Here is a 17,345-nt window from a genome sequence, read left to right on the forward strand (position 1 = left end):
TAAAGCACCAGTGGAAAACAACAATGTCTTTAGCCAAAATTTATACCCGAGGCTTGCTCGGGCTGCATGCACCTTTAATTGAAGTTGAGGTCCATGTTAGTGCAGGGCTTCCTTCTTTAACAATTGTTGGCTTAGCTGAAGCAGCAGTTCGTGAAAGTAAGGATCGCGTTCGATCAGCCATCATTAACAGTGGCTATCAATTCCCAACCAAGCGCTTGACCATCAATCTCGCACCTGCGGACCTTCCCAAAGATGGCTCTCGTCTAGATCTGCCCATTGCACTGGGTATCTTAATTGCCACGGGACAACTTCCTGAAAATGTCACAGATCATTTTGAGTTTATTGGTGAATTAGCACTAGATGGACACTTAAGACCAATCACAGGGACCTTAACTATTGCGATGGCATGTCAGATGGCCAAACATCAATTGATGCTGCCACAGGAAAATGCCGCTGAAGCAGCGCAATTGCCTGAATTTCAAGTTTTTGCTGCTCAGCACTTAAAACAGGTATGTGAGCATTTCTTAAATCTACACAAAATTGAGGTCACTGCTACACAAAAAATACAGCAAAATAATGCCTACAAATTTGATTTATCGGATGTTAAAGGGCAATTACGCCCACGGCGTGCTTTAGAAATCTCAGCCGCAGGTGGACATTCTATTTTATTTAAAGGCCCGCCAGGTACCGGTAAAACCCTTTTAGCTTCTCGCTTACCGAGTATTTTGCCAGCCTTAAATCCACAAGAAAATCTTGAGGTTGCCAGTATTTATTCAATTGCAAAGGCAAAACATCATTTTGGACAACGTCCATTTCGCGCCCCTCACCATACTGCATCAGCGATCGCCCTCGTCGGTGGTGGTTCAAATCCAAAACCAGGAGAGATTACCCTGGCGCATTTAGGTGTGCTATTTTTAGATGAGTTGCCTGAGTTTGATAAAAAAGTACTCGAAGTTTTAAGACAACCACTTGAATCTAAAGAAATCGTTATTTCTAGAGCATCACGCCAAATTACATTTCCTGCAAACTTTCAATTGATTGCAGCAATGAATCCCTGTCCTTGTGGTTATGCTTTTAATCAGGACAGTCGATGCCAGTGTTCTGCTGAAGCAATTAAACGCTATCAAAATAGAATCTCAGGTCCATTATTAGATCGTATTGATTTACATATCGATGTGCCACCATTAAAGGCACAAGAGCTACAAGATCAGACACCTGTAGAAGATTCTACTACAGTACGAGAACGGGTGATTGATGCTTTTGACTTCCAAATCAAAAGACAAGGTCATTTAAATCACAGCTTATCGCCAAAAGACTTAGAAAAATATGCGGTTTTAGATGAAAAATCCAAGCAAATGCTCGAAATGGCACAACAACGTTTAAATTTATCTGCACGGGCGTATCATCGTATTTTACGTGTCTCAAGGACTATTGCAGATTTGGCTCAAAGTGAGCAAATCCAAAGTGCGCATTTAACTGAAGCCTTGTCATATCGTGGAACTCAATCTTAGAATCTAACCTATGACATTTAGAAAATATATAGCATGCTAAATTTAAGCCTACGCAACGAACATGCAGAAGACATTGAAAATATTTTCAATCTCACTCAACTGGCTTTTCTAAATGCAACGCATACCGACCATACTGAACACTTGATCGTCAATGCACTCAGGGATGCAAATCAATTAACTATTTCAGTTGTTGCTGAATTGGATCGACAGATTATTGGGCATGTGGCGATTTCACCTGTTGAAATTTCTTCTGGCGCACAACATTGGTATGGCTTAGGCCCAATTTCAGTTGCACCAGAATATCAACAACAAGGTGTTGGTAAAGCTTTAATCCAACACGCATTACAGCAGTTACAACAACTCAATGCAGCAGGATGTGTTGTGCTTGGAGATCCTGCCTATTATTCCAAATTTGGCTTTCAGCCACACGCCAGTTTGATTCTTGACGATGTGCCTGCTGAATATTTTCAAGTCCTTGCTTTTAACCAAAGCATTCCACATGGAACGGTAAAATATCATCCAGCATTTGAAGTGAAAGCCTAACTGATTTCAAAATCGCAAAAAATAAAGGTGACTCATGGTCACCTTTATTTATTTTAATTTGCTCTTAGAAAGCTTTAGTTAAAGTAAACACGGCACCTGTTTCAACACCACGTTTCACAGAATTAGTGAATCCATCAGTATCAATATTGGTTCCGACTGCAGCAAGTTCCGCAGTTACCCCAGGAATAGATTTAACCGCATAATTCACCCCAACTTTCCAGTCGACATAATTGTCTTTACCATCAGGTAATGCTTTTTCATCCATTGTAGTATAGCCAACATTAGCAAGCCCACCGAAACCAATATCACCAAATGGAGCTGAATAGCCAACGTTAAAATTCCAACTGTTGCCACCGACTGCTGCCCAGTCATTGGTATAGTTCACATTGGTCAATAGACTACTGCCTTTAATCAAGACGTCTGCAAATATTAATTTTGCATAAAACTCAGTCCAGTTAAAATCACTGCTTGCACTTGGATAATTATATTCAACAACACCAACATCCAAAGTTGGTTTAAAGGTTGGAGATAGCGCCAAGGCTGTTGTATAACCAATAGAAGGATCTAATTCTAAATGTGGATCAGATGAACCAAAATTCACATTTGAACCCCAAAGACCCGCATATAAACCAGAACTATGCGATAAGGTAAAACCCGCTTGTACTGCTGGGTCGCTTAATGTTTGAGTCATACCGCGGAAACGATAGTCACTCGTTACGGCAGCACTACCTGCAAAGCTTAAACCTAATTTTGACAGTGCGTTGTCTTCCGCCATTGCCATTGTTGCTGTAGACGATAGAACTGCCAATGTTAGTGCTTTAGTTGAGAATTTCATCTTGAGTGCTCCCCCATCATACGATGTTTATTTGTTATGCTAAAATTTGATGAACTCCCTAAGCAATTAGCAATTGCCATGCCAAAATGAAACTCAAGCTTTTTATAAAATTCAGAAATACATATTAATATTTTTATAATCAATGTTTTAGAATTAAAATATTGTGGATAATTTTTTTTATTCTTCAGCTGTTGAACATATGCTATTTCAAGCATCACTTGATGGAGCTGATTCATATTGACCTACTTTAAGCATGGTTTTAATGCAAAATAGTATGAAAAATCTGAGCGTAAATTTTCTATAAGGTGCTTTATTGTTGTCATAAAAAACGTATAAATATTACTTTATGCTTTTCATATCAGTTTATTGTAATGGTGCATATTGTTCTTTTGCTCAAAAAAAGCACACAGTTTTAAAAACGCCTAAAAAAAGTGCATTCCTTATCTTCGGTCATACACTTTGATAAAATAAGGAAGGCTAATTCTCAGGCATATTCTTCTTATTAAAAACTATAAGTTAATCTTAAAAACTATAAGCCAAACCAAATAACATATTGTCCTTATAACCTTCACCCAAACGATCTTTACCACCGATCACATAGTCTAATGAAGCAGTAACACCTGTATTGGCAATGGTTTTACTAAGCCCCAAGCGCATTTCGCTCAATGTGAAATCCTGTTCTGTCTGCACAATACTGTCATCACGATGACTGTTATAAAGAGATGCACCAATAGAAGTGTTAAAAATAAAATCTTGAGCCAAAGCATGACGATACGCAATGCTTAGATAAATATCACCAGCATTGGCAGAGGATGCATCAGCCAACATCACTGAAGCACCTGCGGTTAAATTTTTATAACTCAGTTCAGCAGATAGATCTGTATATGTAGTTTTACGATGATCTGCTTGATCTGCATAAATAGTACCGCCTTTATGATAAACATATGCGGTGGTTCTTAAGTTATAGCTCCAATTTTGCGCAACTTCCTGAGCATAAGCCAAATAAAAATTATTTTCAAAACCATGATCTTGCATAACATCTGTAGGATTATAGCTCAGTGTAGAACCCCAATAGCCAAACGTGATGCCACTTTTATGTGCATAACTTAAACCACCTTGAACAGCGACATCATCATTTTCAATTCCTCCTCGATAGATATACTTAGATACCAATCCCACATTTCCAGAAATCATGCCATTTTTAACCAAAACATTTGCTTGTTGAGCAAATGCTGGGCACGACGCTATACAGATAGGGATTGCCCATAATAGTTTAGAAATAAGTGAATTCATGATAACAAATGGGTGGGAGTATAAAAATAAAAGCGAATTTTACTGTGTTTTTAAATTTTTGGTAAAAAACATGGAGATAAATTCAGCATATTTTCCAATTTATTTCATATTTCACACAAAATTAGTATTTTAATAACTCTTTAGAAATTTTTTTCATAAGAAAAGAAATTAATATTGTGTAAAAGATTACAGAAATGTAATATTTTTAAGCAAAAGAGATTCCCTTTTTATAGATTAAATATACAATTCATCCACAATCTGTTCTGAATTCGATCAGTCAGTGCAATCTATTCTCGTTCACGAGGCAATTCATGTTGAATGCTCCAAAACTTACTTTAGCTGTATTAATTAACGCGGTTCTAATATCCCCTACATTTGCTAGCGAACAAAGTGATGCAAAAGGGTTCGTTGAAGATGCCAAAGGTTCTGTATTGTTTCGTACAGGCTATATCCTTCGTGATAAAAAACATGGTATTGACGATCAAAGCTCATTTGCACAAACTGCAATTGTCGACTTAGATTCAGGCTTCACTCAAGGTATCGTCGGTTTCGGTGTTGGTGTGGTTGGCGATGGTTCTTTTAAAATCGGTCCAAACAACCATGCTGGCAATAACATGATTGCACTCAAAAATAATGGTGCAAGAGATGCAAATGGACGAGTTGATCCATATGATCATTGGGCACGTGGTGGAGCAAATGTAAAAGCTCGTTTCTCAAATACGACTGTACGTTATGGTACTCAAGTTTTAGACCTCCCTGTACTTGCAAGTAATACAACACGTCTTGTCCCTGAATATTTCACAGGGACATTATTAACCAGCCATGAAATTAAAAATTTAGAACTAGTTGCGGGTAAATTCACCAAAGACCAAATGTCTGATCAGATCAAAACAGATGGTAATAAATTGGATGATGCGATTGTTTGGGGTGCCAAATACAAATTTGATGACCAGCTTACTGCATCTTATTATGGTTTAGACTCTAAAAATGCCTTAGAACGTCATTATATTAATGCCAATTATAAATACCCATTAGCAAATCAAAGTTCTTTAACTTTTGATTTCAGTGGTTATCACACCAAGTTTGATAAAAATGCCAACACCTATTCTGCAACTGGTCCTGTCGATGTTGATTACTCAAGCACAGGTAAAGCAGGCGTAGAAAAAACCAATAATATTTGGGCATTGTCTTCTACTTATAACCAAGGTCCACATACTGTTATGTTGGCTTATCAACAAAATACAGGTGATGTCGGTTATGACTATGGTCAAAATGCTGATGGTTTCCAAAGTATTTATCTACCAAACTCTTATATGTCTGATTTTATTGGTAATCATGAAAAATCAGCTCAAGTTCAATACAACCTAGATTTTAGCAATTATGGTGTTCCTGGCTTAAATTGGACCACAGCATTTGTGTATGGTTGGGATATTAAAGTCCGCAATGTCACTGATGATGCACAAGAACGTGAATTCTTTAATCAGGTGAAATACACCATGCAAAGTGGTTTTGCAAAAGATGCGAGCTTACGTCTACGTCACTCTTACTACCGTGCAAGTGAAGCGTATAATCCTGTCTACATTGGTGATACCAATGAATGGCGTATTTTCTTAGATATTCCTGTGAAATTTTTCTAATTTAGAATAAATCCAAAGAAACAAAAAACCTGCATTTAATAATGCAGGTTTTTTATGGGTTTAAAGATTATTTTATCTTTAAACTTCGCTTAAATCAGGATTATTTCGCAGCTTCAATTGCTTTCAATACTTCAGCTTTTGCAACTTCTGAACCTTCCCAACCTGTCAATTTAACCCATTTACCAGGCTCTAAATCTTTATAATGTGCAAAGAAATGCTCAATTTGGTTAATTAACAAAGCTGGAAGATCTGAATATTCTTTCACATCTTTATAAAGTGGAGTCAATTTGTCATGTGGAACTGCGATAAGCTTCGCATCAATACCACCATCATCTTCCATATTTAATTTACCAACAGGACGACAACGAATCACTGAACCATGTACCAATGGGTGTGGAGTTACAACCAATACGTCTAATGGGTCACCATCTTCAGACAAAGTATTTGGTACATAACCATAGTTCGCTGGGTAGAACATCGCTGTACCCATGAAACGATCTACAAATAAAGCGTCTGAATCTTTATCTACTTCATATTTAATCGGTGCAGCATTTGCTGGGATTTCGATAATTACATAGATGTCATTTGGTGCATCTTTACCAGCAGGAATATTGCTATAGCTCATAGGATACTCTTTCAAGTGAGGTCTTATTTAAAATCTTGTCGATTATAACGCTAAATTGCGCAAACAGATGCGGATTATACATTTTGCATCATCAAAATGAATGAATTTTATCGAAAACTACTTAGACCATTCGAATAACCAATAACAATAAAATAATTGGGCAAGCTAAGGACAAAGCCCAAATGATGGTCCGTAGTGCTGAAATATTAGCAAGATAGCAAATCCCATAAATAATGCGTAAAACAATATAGGCGATCCCTAACATCATAATCAAATGTTGTGAGACCACCATGTATTCAGCCATCAAAATCGCAGCAATAAATAAAGGTAGGCTCTCAAAACTATTCTGCTGTACTGCATTGGCACGTGCAGCTAAACCCGTGGTTTTTGCTAAAAATTCACGCGGATTCTGATTATCAGCAGCTTTAAAGCCACCAGATGCTTTCGCAATAATGGTAAAAACATAAGGAAGTAAACAGGCAATTAGAATTAAATATATGATGCCATCTATCCCAGACATGATTTTTTCTCATGAAGTGTTAATGCGAGTTATCATAGCATGGCATGAACAGAATATTTTTTGTTAAATGCAGAGTTTTGCAAAATTGTGTAGTGAGGACAATAACGTGCAACCAGATCAAAATGAATTGTTTGAGGTTTTAGAAAAGCAGCGCCATCAACAAGCTGAGATTGATCGTATTCTTAAAATTGTATTGCCAATTTTGGCTTTTCTATTATGCGTGATTTGTGCAAATTATAATTGGCAATCTACCTTGGGAACGCTCGTCGTTCTGGTGGCGGCCTTTTTTGCCGTCGGCATAAAGCGTATGAATCTATATTTTTGGTTAGCCATTATTATCGTGTACTGTTTAATTGATATCTATTTTAGCTATGGCAGTATTAACCCCTCAGCACTAGGTCGTCAAATGGGAACCATGCTGACATTTACAGGGATTGTTGGCTTAAGCCGCCCCTATATCGATGGTTGGTATATTCGTTCTCATAAAAATTAGATTTTGAATTGAACAAATATACCTAGCTATTATTTTCGATAGAACATAAAAAAGCACCACGATTGGCGCTTTTTTATGTTTAATTTTTCAATTACTTACGTAAATCTTTACGGAGAATTTTACCTACATTAGATTTTGGTAAATCATCCATAAACTCAACATAACGCGGGCGTTTATACCCTGTTAAGTTTTCTTTTGCATATTCGAGCACTTCTTCTGTGGTTAAAGATGGATCTTTTTTCACCACAAATAATTTTGGCACTTCACCAGATTTTTCATCAGGTACACCAATTGCTGCCACTTCAAGAACTTTCGGATGTTGAGCTATCACTTCTTCAATTTCAGAAGGATAAACGTTAAAGCCAGATACTAAAATCATATCTTTCTTACGATCTACAATTTTAAAATAACCACGTGTGTCCATGAAACCAATATCACCTGTACGGAAATAACCGTCAGCTGTCATAACTTTTTCAGTTTCATCTGGACGATTCCAATAACCTTTCATCACTTGAGGACCACGAATCGAAATTTCACCCTGCTCACCTTGTGACAAATGATTGCCATCATCATCTAAAATTGCGACATCAGTCAATGGTAACGGAATACCAATTGTGCCACTAAACTCAGTCGTTGCAGGCGGGTTCGCAGTTGCGACTGGAGAAGTTTCAGATAACCCATAACCTTCAATAATGATGGTTCCAGTAACTTTTTTCCATTCTTCAGCAGTTGACGGTAACACGGCCATACCGCCGCCCATCGCCATTTTTAACTTACTGAAGTCAAGCTGTCTAAATTCTTCATTATGTACCAGTGCATTGAACAAGGTATTTACCGCAGGGAAGAAACCCGGTTGGTATTTACGTAATTCTTTAATCACCGCTGGTAAATCACGTGGATTTGGAATCAGAATATTTGCCTGACCTTTATACATACCATACATCGCACACACCATGAATGCGAAGATGTGATAAAGCGGTAAAGCACAGAAGATACGATCGTCTTTCGCACCATCACCTTGACCAAATTTACTTTGGAAAATACCATCACATTGCAACAAGTTTGCAACTAAGTTACGGTGCGTCAGCTCCGCCCCTTTGGAAACACCCGTAGTACCACCTGTGTATTGAAGTACAGCAGTATCACTGAGGGTCATGGTTGGACGTTTATAATTGCTTGGGCTTACTTTTGCCAATGCTGCATTAAACTTAATATGTCCTGGAATATTCCAGTCTGGAATTTGTTTACGCACTTTACGTAAAACAAAATTCACCAAAGTACCTTTTAAAGTACCCAACATATCGCCAACGGATGCAACAACAACATGTTTTACAGGTGTTTTGCCAATAATCGCTTGATAAACAGTCGCAAAGTTTTCAACAATGACCAATGCTTCAGCACCTGAATCATTAAGTTGGTGTTCTAATTCTCGTGCTGTATAAAGTGGATTCACATTCACAAGTACCAAACCTGCACGGAATACACCTAAAGCGACAACTGGATACTGAAGGACGTTAGGCATCATCACAGCAACACGTGAACCTTTTGCCAAACCTAAGCTTTGCAGATACGTTGCAAATTTACGGCTTGCCAATTCAAGGTCACTGAATGACATCACTTTATCCATGAAGATAAAGGCATCACGTGAACCAAACTTTTGGAAATTACGCTCAAAAATATCAATAAGAGAGCTATTTTCCTGTGGCAATTCTACTGTTTCTGGAATTCCAGTCTTTTGATATTCAGTGAACCAAATTTTTTCCATAATGCCATAATCTCCAATCAGTAATCCTTAGTTTTAAACTGTTTTTCTCAATATTGAACATAATTTTTTGGCTTCTTTGTGCTCAATATTGCATCCATTTTCACGAACACTTTGCATATATAACGTATTTCAATCCCAGGATGCTAGTTTTATCTTTGAATCAACAGTTTATTTGCTTTTTGATATCCACGCGGTAACAATTGACCTTTTGAGGCGCGTTTACCGATATATTTCTGCAAATCATCCCCTTTTAATTTTAATTGTTGCTGCCCTGCAAGCACTTGTATTACCTCATCTAAATTCAAAGTTAACATAAACTGAATAGACTCTTTGGTTTCAAGTTGTATCAACTTATTTCCTTTACCTTTATTGAGCGTTGGCAACTCTGATAACTCAATTAAAAGTAGGCGTCCTGCTGAACTGAGTATAGCCAAATGAGTATGATTTTCAATGACTTCGATTGGCATTACTGTCGCATTTTCAGCAACGGTCAGGAATGTTTTACCCGCTTTAGCGTTTGTATCCAATTGTTTAGCGTGTGATTTAAAGCCATAACCCTTTGAACTTACAGCAACTATTTCCTTTTCTTCATTTTCAATGAGAACTTGCATAAAGCCCACACCATTGGCAGGAGAAAGTTTTGAACTCAACGGTTCTCCTAAACCACGAGCCGATGGCAAACTATTAATGGCCAAAGCGTAACTTCGTCCTTTTTCATCTAAAATATATACTTTCTGGTTAGACTTACCTTGTGCTGAACTTAGGTACCGGTCACCAGCCCGGAAGCTTAATTTTTCAATATCAATATCATGACCTTTTGCTGCACGAACCCAACCCGCTTCAGAAAGGATCACTGTTACCGCTTCAGCAGGCATTAAATCTTGTTCACTAATTGCTTGTGATTCCTCACGCTGTACAATTGGTGAACGGCGATCATCACCAAACTTTTTCGCATCATCTTTGAGCTCTTCGATAATCAAAGATTTTAATGACTCAGGATTTGCAAGTTGTTCACGAATCACAGCTGCTCTCGCCTCAAGTTCTTCTTGTTCACGGCGCATTTCCATTTCTTCAAGTTTTGCCAAATGGCGTAACTTGAGCTCTAAAATTGCTTCTGCTTGAACTTCATCAATATTAAAACGCAGCATCAACACCGGTTTAGGCTGATCTTCTTCACGAATAATCTTGATCACTTCATCAATGTTCAAATAAGCAATGATCAAACCACCGAGAATATGTAGCCGCTTTTCAATTTTATTCAAATGATATTGCAGACGACGTGTGACAGTACTCTTACGAATTTCAATCCATTCTAATAAAATTCTACGAATTGATTTGACTTGTGGGCGACCATCTGCACCAATCATGTTCATATTGACACGATAACTCGATTCTAAATCGGTTGTCGCGAACAAATGACTCATTACTGCATCGGCATCAATGCGGTTTGAACGTAATACAATTACCAAACGGGTTGGATTTTTATGGTCTGACTCATCGCGTAAATCACTGACCAATGGCAGTTTTTTAGCTTGCATCTGATCAGCAATTTGGGTGATGACTTTCGAGCCAGAAACTTGATATGGTAGCTCAGTGATAATAATTTCATTTTTTTCAATAGTATATACTGCACGGGTTCGATAACTACCGCGTCCAGTCATTTGAATTTTTAATAATTCATCACGTGGTGTAATAATTTCTGCTTTGGTCGGTAAGTCAGGTGCAGGAATATATTCTGCAATTTTTTCATCTGTTAAGTTTGGATTACGGATTAAAGCAATCGTACCTTTAATCACTTCACGTAAATTGTGTGGCGGAATATCCGTTGCCATTCCCACTGCAATACCAGTGGTACCATTGAGTAAAATATTTGGTACACGCGCTGGTAAATTGACTGGCTCTTTCATTGAACCATCAAAGTTATCTTGCCAATCACAGGTCCCTTGACCTAATTCAGAAAGTAACAAATCACTATAAGGAGAAAGTTTAGCTTCGGTATAACGCATGGCTGCGAATGATTTAGGATCATCAGGCGAACCCCAGTTCCCTTGCCCTTCAATAAATGGGTAACGGTAACTAAATGGCTGTGCCATCAAGACCATGGCCTCATAACAGGCTGAGTCACCATGCGGATGGTATTTACCCAATACATCACCGACTGTACGTGCAGACTTTTTCGGCTTACCGCTTGGTTTTAATCCCAATTCGCTCATCGCATAAACGATACGGCGTTGTACAGGTTTTAAACCATCACTGATGTGTGGCAATGCACGATCCATAATCACGTACATGGCATAGTTGAGGTAAGCTTGTTCAGTAAATTCTGCTACGGAACGATTTTCTGTCGCATGATGCGCAAGGCTTGTCATAACAACCTTTTATCCTAAATAAGTGCGTTCTAAATAAATGTTTTGTATCTACGTTCTTATGCTAAGTCGCAGGGTCTGACTACACAAGTGCAAGTGTACCCTACAACGACAAATTGCGTCTTAAGATCTTTCTAATGAGGTAAAATTATCCATTTTTTAAGAAATGAGCAACTTTTATTTAAACTGCTATTTTTAAATTGGGGTATGCGCTTTATTTCAAATGAAATTTATAAATGCTGAAACTTATTGAAGTGACCCATTTCGCGTTTTTATAGAATGGGTGCTCGAACTCAACAACCACCCGATCCCATATAGAAGCAGCAAAGTAACAGGAACTACAAAACTGTACGCTTGCGTCCAAGACAGCCGATCGAATAAAGGGCCTAAGCCAATTGCATTAAGTGCTGACACTTGAAAACCTATGGGTAATTGTAAGAAAACAAAGTTTCCTTTGTTATCCGTCATTGGATCTAACGCGATATAAAGACAAAATGCGGTAAGTAAAAGATAAACAATACAAAAGCTTAATCCTATTTTACTTTTCATTATTCCGCCCTCAATACTGGTCTGATCTATTTGATAATATCTCTATAAATGATTGGTTTTTTTAATTTTAACATTAGAGAAATTAAAATGGCTGAGAGGTAAGATTAACCCTATATCAGCCATTGTATACTTTTTCTTTGTTATCATTTTTTTAGCGCTATGTTTTTATATATTTCAATAAACAACTATAACCCAATCTCTTCTAAGGTCTTACCTTTGGTTTCTTCACCCAAGATCAAAACCACAGCGGCAACAGCGAAAAGTACAATCGTAAACATCATAAAGACTGAACTAAACCCATCACTTGCCACCATCATATGGGTCACCACCAACGGTGCGACAATCCCCCCCATACGACCGATTGCAGATGCCCAGCCTGAGCCAAAAGCACGAATATTGGTTGGATATTGTTCAGGCGTATAAGTATATAAAACCCCCCATGCACCCAAATTAAAGAACGACATTAAGCATCCCCACAACATAATCATATTGACTGAGGTCGCTTGGCCAAAGAAGTAAGCAGAAAGCGCACACAGACCAATAAAACCAGCGAGGGTTGCTTTACGTCCAAGCTTTTCAACCAACCAAGCCGCAGCCACATAACCCGGTAATTGTGCCAAAATCATTCCAAGTACATATTCAAATGACTGCACAATGGTATAACCCTGCTTGACCAGCAGACTTGGTAGCCATGTAAAAATACCATAATAAGAATAAACAATCCCAAACCAAATCAACCACAACATCAAAGTTCGGCGAGCAAAACTACCAGACCAAAGTTGTGAAAATGTAATTGTTTGTTTTGCTGAAACAGATTTGACTTCAATGGTTTCAATCACTTCCACACCACATTGCCGTTCCAGTTTCTGTACCAATGCATGAGCTTCTTCAATTCGTCCACGATTAATCAGATAGGGAACAGACTCTGGCACTTTTTTGAGAATCATAAAAACATAAATGGCAGGTAAACCACCAATCAAAAATGCAATATGCCAACCATACTCAGGAATCACAAAATAAGAAATAAGTGCAGCAACAAGCCAGCCAAGTCCCCAGAAACTTTCTAAAAGTACAATAAATCGACCACGTACTTGAGCGGGGATATATTCACTGACCAAAGTCACAGCCACAGGAAGTTGGCCACCCAGCCCTAATCCGACAATAAAACGGAATACCAATAACCAAGTCAGATTCGGCGCAAAAGCACATAATGCGGTTGCAATGCTATAGGTCACTAAGGTAATCGCAAAGACTGTTCTACGACCAATTCGATCGGCCAACCCACCTGAAAATACAGCACCAATTGCCATACCCACAAAGCCTATGGAGACCACCCAACCTTTTTCAGTAGGTGTCATTTGCCATTCTTCTGCCATTTTGGTGAGAATAAAGGAAATGAGTCCTGTATCCATGGCATCAAACATCCAGCCCAGTCCAATTACCCAGAGTAAGGTATAGTGAAATTTCCCTATGGGTAAGCGTTGTACACGTGATACTAAATCCATAATGCACTCAACAAATATGTAAAAGCAGAAATAACTTTGGCACGCTGTCTAACTTTAAAGACTTAACAGGAGAATTTCTCCTGCTAGTCCGTCAAAATCTTTAAATTCTTTAGAATGGAAACCATTATTTATCAATATTTTTCTTGAAGGTATATTTTCAGGATCAATAATAGCCATGAGATGTGTTAAATGGGGTTGTTTTTTTGCATGGTCAATTAAAAATGCTACAACCTGACTGGCAATGCCTTTCCCCCAGTATTCGGGTAAAAGCATATAGCCCAATTCCGCTGTTCGTGCTATTGGTTGATCCAACTCAATTTTGGCTAAACCCATAAATTCATGTGTTTGAGCATCAAGAATTTTATAATTTCCCAATGCCACATCATAGGCATTCTTAGATAAAATCTTACTAAATTCTGAATGTGCTTCCTCAAGCGTTAATGCTCTTTCGGTAATCATTTGCATGACTTTAATATTTTTGACCAATTCAAAATACACAGCAAAATCTATGTCTGTAAATTTTTCAAGTTTAATATTTTGATGAATCCGATATGACATACCAAGCTCAAAGTTAAATGCAGGAATTCACAATCAATAGTTGCTCTTCAAGCATTCATCATTAGGACTCATCTTTAGAAGATGCCGATTGTTCATCATCATCTTTATAGATAAATTTCGGCATTTCCAAACCAAAATAAATCGCCACACAACGTAATGCAAAACCAAAAACTAAAGTAGAAACCACAGTAATTTCAAGCGATAAACCAAAATCAATACAGAACCAATAGAAAATCACTGCAACAAAGGAAATCGACGCATACAATTCACGACGGAATACCAATGGAACATCATTACACAGAATATCTCGTAGAATACCACCAGATACCCCTGTTAATACTCCAGCAACGGCGGAAACCACAAAACCATGGCCCATTTGCAAGGCAATTTGACAGCCAATAATGGTAAAACCAATTAAGCCTAAAGCATCCAATAATAAGAAAATGGAATGTAAGTGCTTCATCCATTTGGCAATAATAATGGTGACAAAGGCAGCACAGCACGTCAGGACAAGGTATTCAGGATGTTTGACCCAAGTCAGTGGATAATGTCCGAGTAAAACATCTCGCACAGAACCGCCACCGAGTGCAGTGACACAGGCAATCAGTATCACCCCAAACCAGTCCATACTACGTCGTCCTGCGGACAACGCTCCAGTCATGGCTTCTGCTGTAATGGCTATAATATAAATAATCGTCAGTAACATTGCCCTTCATCCACTGATGGGAAAAGATGCGCGCTATTTTAAGTCAAAAACGAACTAAAAGTTATAAAAATTGTGCGCAACATTGCTTAAATTTTTTGGCGGATCCACAAATACATGGCTGTTTCATGGTGATTGGCTGATCTGTGGTTGGATCTAAGAAATACCATACATCATCATGCTGGACAAAGTGTGAAACTTCATGGTGTATTTGAGCCTGCTGACCATCATGAAAATGTGCTTTAAATTCAACTTGAGCATGATTTTTATCCAGCTTTTCTTGGGCTTGTACCACTTCGAGACTGAGCCATTGATTGGCTTTGCTCCAATCTGAAATCGCTTTAACATCCAAAGCTTGTTGCTGCCCAAGCGCAGTGGTCTGAACAATATAATCAATCTCATGTTTGGCAAAAGCGCTATAACGCGAACGCATCAATTGTGCTGCTGTCTTGGCTTTGTTCTGTCCCAAGTGTAGCGGCTGACAACATTCAGCATAAAGCGCTGAACCACATGGGCAGGATAGATTGGACATGAAAATACTCAAAATCTGAATAGGCTCAATGATAATCCAACCCAGCTGGAAATCGAAAGCTATTCTTTCAATATGAATAATGCCATTCAGCCATCATTTTAACGATATGTTTTAAATCATTATTCGCAATGATAAAATAGCAAGAAGCCAGTCTTTCGACTGGCTTGTTTAGAAGGTATCCATTAGGGTTCAGCATCTTTAGATTTGGTTAATGCTACAATATGCACCTTCTCAATCTTATGCCCATCCATCGTTACCACTTCAAACTCATAACCATCAACTTGAAGTTTCTGACCATTTTCAGGCAAACGTCCGAGATGGAACAAGATGTAACCAGAAAGGGTTGAGTATTGTTCCGACTCATCGACTAAATCACGACCTAACAGCAAAGAAACATGACGAATATCAGTTGAACCTTCAAGGATCAACGAACCGTCTTCAAGACTTTCCGCAGCAGCTTCTAGTTCATCTTCATCGGGGAACTCCCCAGCGATTGCTTCAAGTACATCAATCGGTGTTGCAATCCCTTCAATTGACCCATATTCATTTAATACAATCGCCATTTGTAAAGGTGCCTGACGAAGTTGTTCCATCACCATCAACACTTGCGCATTTTCATGCACAATCACAGGCTCGCGTAAGTGTTTTTCAAAATTTAAAACACCCGTTTCGATATAATCATTTAAAACTTTATGGGTTAAAACAATACCCGCAATATTATCCAATTCACCATGGGCCAAAATTAAACGAGAATGTGACATTGCCATCAAATTTTCTTTAATGCTGGCTTCGTCTTCATCCAAATCTAACCATTCTAATTCAGGGCGCGGTGTCATGACCGATTTTACTGGACGTTCTGATAGTCCCAAGACCCCTTGAACCATAACACTATGGTAAGCACCATTTTCATCATCAAAAATTTCATCTGCCAATGCTTGTGTTGCGATCACATCATCCGCTTTACCATTTTGACTATCGGCACTTTTTCCGCCTAACATTTTCAATACTGCTGAAGCTGTACGGAAACGCAAGTCGGTCGTTGTCACCATTTTCTCTTGGTTTTTACGCATGGTTTGGTTCATAAACTCGATCAGCACAGAAAAACCAATCGCTGCATATAAGTAACCTTTTGGAATGTGATAACCAAAACCTTCAACGATCAATGAGAAACCAATCATCATCAAAAAGCCAAGACATAGAATCACTACTGTCGGGTGCTTATTGACAAAGTCCATCAAGGCTTTTGATGCCCACAGCATAATAGCTACAGCAATCACCACAGCAATCATCATCACTGAAAGTTCTTTCACCATTCCCACAGCGGTGATCACACTATCGAGGGAGAATACTGCATCTAAAACAACAATTTGGACAATGACCATCCAAAATACAGCATGAACAGGATTTTCTTCTTTAAGATCCTGACCACCTTCAAGGCGTTCATGTAGTTCCATTGTGCCTTTGAACAATAAGAACACACCACCAAACAGCAAGATCAAATCACGCCCAGAAAAAGCATGCTCAAAGAGATGGAATAATGGTTCGGTTAATGTCACCACCCATGCAATGGATGCCAGTAACACCATTCGCATACAGAGGGCAAGTAAAAGCCCAATAATCCTTGCTTTATCACGTTGTTCAGGCGGAAGTTTTTCTGCCAAAATTGCAATAAACACAAGGTTATCAATACCCAAAACGATTTCTAAAACAACTAAAGTTGCAAGACCAATCCATGCAGAAGGATCAGACATCCACTCAAGTATCATTGATCTTGCTCCATTGAAAATGTGCAATAGCTATTTTCAGCATGTGAGAACTGTAAATTTTGGAATTGATAAGAAAACTTTAGTGTATTTTGAACTATTATTTTGTCTAAAGATTGTGCATTTTCGGAGCGACTACAACCACTA

16 protein-coding genes are annotated in these 17,345 nt (G+C 38.3%); 4 read left to right on the forward strand and 12 right to left on the reverse strand.

The genetic code is table 11. The features are described from left to right. Nucleotides 1-23: 23 nt before the first annotated feature. Together ACG916_RS07760 and ACG916_RS07765 are read left to right on the forward strand one after the other, a co-directional pair. On the forward strand, nucleotides 24-1,511 hold the full coding sequence (locus ACG916_RS07760) for a YifB family Mg chelatase-like AAA ATPase (protein ID WP_419328009.1): 1,488 nt from the start codon (nucleotides 24-26) through the stop codon (nucleotides 1,509-1,511). A gap of 33 nt (nucleotides 1,512-1,544) precedes the next feature. Then, a complete protein-coding gene (locus ACG916_RS07765; protein ID WP_419328010.1) occupies nucleotides 1,545-2,054 on the forward strand; it encodes a GNAT family N-acetyltransferase in 510 nt (169 codons plus the stop codon). Nucleotides 2,055-2,118: 64 nt separating this feature from the next. Here ACG916_RS07765 and ACG916_RS07770 read toward each other — a convergent pair whose 3' ends face one another. From ACG916_RS07770 to ACG916_RS07780, 3 genes are all read right to left on the reverse strand, one after another. Then, a complete protein-coding gene (locus ACG916_RS07770; protein ID WP_419330333.1) occupies nucleotides 2,119-2,889 on the reverse strand; it encodes a TorF family putative porin in 771 nt (256 codons plus the stop codon). Then, entirely contained in the window at nucleotides 2,886-3,125 is a 240-nt protein-coding gene (locus tag ACG916_RS07775; protein ID WP_336953630.1) for a hypothetical protein, read from the reverse strand. Before ACG916_RS07775 ends, ACG916_RS07770 begins: the two co-directional genes overlap by 4 nt. A 286-nt stretch (nucleotides 3,126-3,411) precedes the next feature. Then, nucleotides 3,412-4,182 carry a TorF family putative porin gene (locus ACG916_RS07780; protein ID WP_419330331.1) on the reverse strand — a complete coding sequence of 257 codons (771 nt, stop codon included), beginning with the start codon at nucleotides 4,180-4,182 and terminating at the stop codon, nucleotides 3,412-3,414. Between the two features lie 311 nt (nucleotides 4,183-4,493). Between ACG916_RS07780 and ACG916_RS07785 the strand changes: the two genes are divergently transcribed. Then, a complete protein-coding gene (locus tag ACG916_RS07785) occupies nucleotides 4,494-5,819 on the forward strand; it encodes an OprD family outer membrane porin (RefSeq protein ID WP_336953628.1) in 1,326 nt (441 codons plus the stop codon). A 100-nt stretch (nucleotides 5,820-5,919) separates the two neighbouring features. Here ACG916_RS07785 and ppa read toward each other — a convergent pair whose 3' ends face one another. Beyond that, nucleotides 5,920-6,444 (reverse strand): inorganic diphosphatase, encoded by a 525-nt coding sequence (ppa, locus tag ACG916_RS07790; protein ID WP_151801800.1) that lies wholly within the window; start codon nucleotides 6,442-6,444, stop codon nucleotides 5,920-5,922. A gap of 121 nt (nucleotides 6,445-6,565) precedes the next feature. Next, a complete protein-coding gene (locus ACG916_RS07795) occupies nucleotides 6,566-6,964 on the reverse strand; it encodes an MAPEG family protein (RefSeq protein WP_419328013.1) in 399 nt (132 codons plus the stop codon). A gap of 106 nt (nucleotides 6,965-7,070) precedes the next feature. Here ACG916_RS07795 and ACG916_RS07800 point away from each other — a divergent pair, with 106 nt between their 5' ends. Next, nucleotides 7,071-7,457 carry a hypothetical protein gene (locus ACG916_RS07800; protein WP_419328014.1) on the forward strand — a complete coding sequence of 129 codons (387 nt, stop codon included), beginning with the start codon at nucleotides 7,071-7,073 and terminating at the stop codon, nucleotides 7,455-7,457. A 91-nt stretch (nucleotides 7,458-7,548) separates the two neighbouring features. Here ACG916_RS07800 and ACG916_RS07805 read toward each other — a convergent pair whose 3' ends face one another. From ACG916_RS07805 to ACG916_RS07835, 7 genes are all read right to left on the reverse strand, one after another. Beyond that, nucleotides 7,549-9,222, reverse strand: coding sequence for a long-chain-fatty-acid--CoA ligase (locus tag ACG916_RS07805; protein ID WP_336953625.1), 1,674 nt, complete (start codon nucleotides 9,220-9,222; stop codon nucleotides 7,549-7,551). Between the two features lie 149 nt (nucleotides 9,223-9,371). Beyond that, nucleotides 9,372-11,591 (reverse strand): DNA topoisomerase IV subunit A, encoded by a 2,220-nt coding sequence (gene parC / locus ACG916_RS07810; protein ID WP_419328015.1) that lies wholly within the window; start codon nucleotides 11,589-11,591, stop codon nucleotides 9,372-9,374. A gap of 731 nt (nucleotides 11,592-12,322) precedes the next feature. Next, complete coding sequence (gene niaP, locus ACG916_RS07815) at nucleotides 12,323-13,642, reverse strand: niacin transporter NiaP (protein ID WP_419328016.1); 1,320 nt, start codon at nucleotides 13,640-13,642, stop codon at nucleotides 12,323-12,325. Nucleotides 13,643-13,696: 54 nt separating this feature from the next. Continuing rightward, a complete protein-coding gene (locus tag ACG916_RS07820) occupies nucleotides 13,697-14,200 on the reverse strand; it encodes a GNAT family N-acetyltransferase (protein ID WP_336953622.1) in 504 nt (167 codons plus the stop codon). A 61-nt stretch (nucleotides 14,201-14,261) separates the two neighbouring features. Further along, nucleotides 14,262-14,906 (reverse strand): trimeric intracellular cation channel family protein, encoded by a 645-nt coding sequence (locus ACG916_RS07825; protein WP_004725253.1) that lies wholly within the window; start codon nucleotides 14,904-14,906, stop codon nucleotides 14,262-14,264. Between the two features lie 61 nt (nucleotides 14,907-14,967). Continuing rightward, on the reverse strand, nucleotides 14,968-15,435 hold the full coding sequence (locus ACG916_RS07830; protein WP_336953621.1) for a YchJ family protein: 468 nt from the start codon (nucleotides 15,433-15,435) through the stop codon (nucleotides 14,968-14,970). A gap of 182 nt (nucleotides 15,436-15,617) precedes the next feature. Continuing rightward, nucleotides 15,618-17,201, reverse strand: a complete 1,584-nt coding sequence (locus ACG916_RS07835) for a TerC family protein (RefSeq protein ID WP_419328017.1) — start codon at nucleotides 17,199-17,201, stop codon at nucleotides 15,618-15,620. Between the last annotated feature and the right edge of the window lie 144 nt (nucleotides 17,202-17,345).

Origin of the sequence: Acinetobacter legionensis, from assembly GCF_048552295.1 — a bacterium.
In the GTDB taxonomy this organism is placed as follows: Bacteria; Pseudomonadota; Gammaproteobacteria; order Pseudomonadales; family Moraxellaceae; genus Acinetobacter.

Bases quoted from the DNA above. Each gene is read 5' to 3' on its own strand.
- ACG916_RS07760 (WP_419328009.1), top strand. From the start codon at position 24: ATGTCTTTAGCCAAAATTTATACCCGAGGCTTGCTCGGGCTGCATGCA.
- ACG916_RS07765 (WP_419328010.1), top strand. From the start codon at position 1,545: ATGCTAAATTTAAGCCTACGCAACGAACATGCAGAAGACATTGAAAAT.
- ACG916_RS07770 (WP_419330333.1), bottom strand. From the start codon at position 2,889: ATGAAATTCTCAACTAAAGCACTAACATTGGCAGTTCTATCGTCTACA.
- ACG916_RS07775 (WP_336953630.1), bottom strand. From the start codon at position 3,125: ATGAATCAGCTCCATCAAGTGATGCTTGAAATAGCATATGTTCAACAG.
- ACG916_RS07780 (WP_419330331.1), bottom strand. From the start codon at position 4,182: ATGAATTCACTTATTTCTAAACTATTATGGGCAATCCCTATCTGTATA.
- ACG916_RS07785 (WP_336953628.1), top strand. From the start codon at position 4,494: ATGTTGAATGCTCCAAAACTTACTTTAGCTGTATTAATTAACGCGGTT.
- ppa (WP_151801800.1), bottom strand. From the start codon at position 6,444: ATGAGCTATAGCAATATTCCTGCTGGTAAAGATGCACCAAATGACATC.
- ACG916_RS07795 (WP_419328013.1), bottom strand. From the start codon at position 6,964: ATGTCTGGGATAGATGGCATCATATATTTAATTCTAATTGCCTGTTTA.
- ACG916_RS07805 (WP_336953625.1), bottom strand. From the start codon at position 9,222: ATGGAAAAAATTTGGTTCACTGAATATCAAAAGACTGGAATTCCAGAA.
- parC (WP_419328015.1), bottom strand. From the start codon at position 11,591: ATGACAAGCCTTGCGCATCATGCGACAGAAAATCGTTCCGTAGCAGAA.
- niaP (WP_419328016.1), bottom strand. From the start codon at position 13,642: ATGGATTTAGTATCACGTGTACAACGCTTACCCATAGGGAAATTTCAC.
- ACG916_RS07820 (WP_336953622.1), bottom strand. From the start codon at position 14,200: ATGTCATATCGGATTCATCAAAATATTAAACTTGAAAAATTTACAGAC.
- ACG916_RS07825 (WP_004725253.1), bottom strand. From the start codon at position 14,906: ATGTTACTGACGATTATTTATATTATAGCCATTACAGCAGAAGCCATG.
- ACG916_RS07830 (WP_336953621.1), bottom strand. From the start codon at position 15,435: ATGTCCAATCTATCCTGCCCATGTGGTTCAGCGCTTTATGCTGAATGT.
- ACG916_RS07835 (WP_419328017.1), bottom strand. From the start codon at position 17,201: ATGATACTTGAGTGGATGTCTGATCCTTCTGCATGGATTGGTCTTGCA.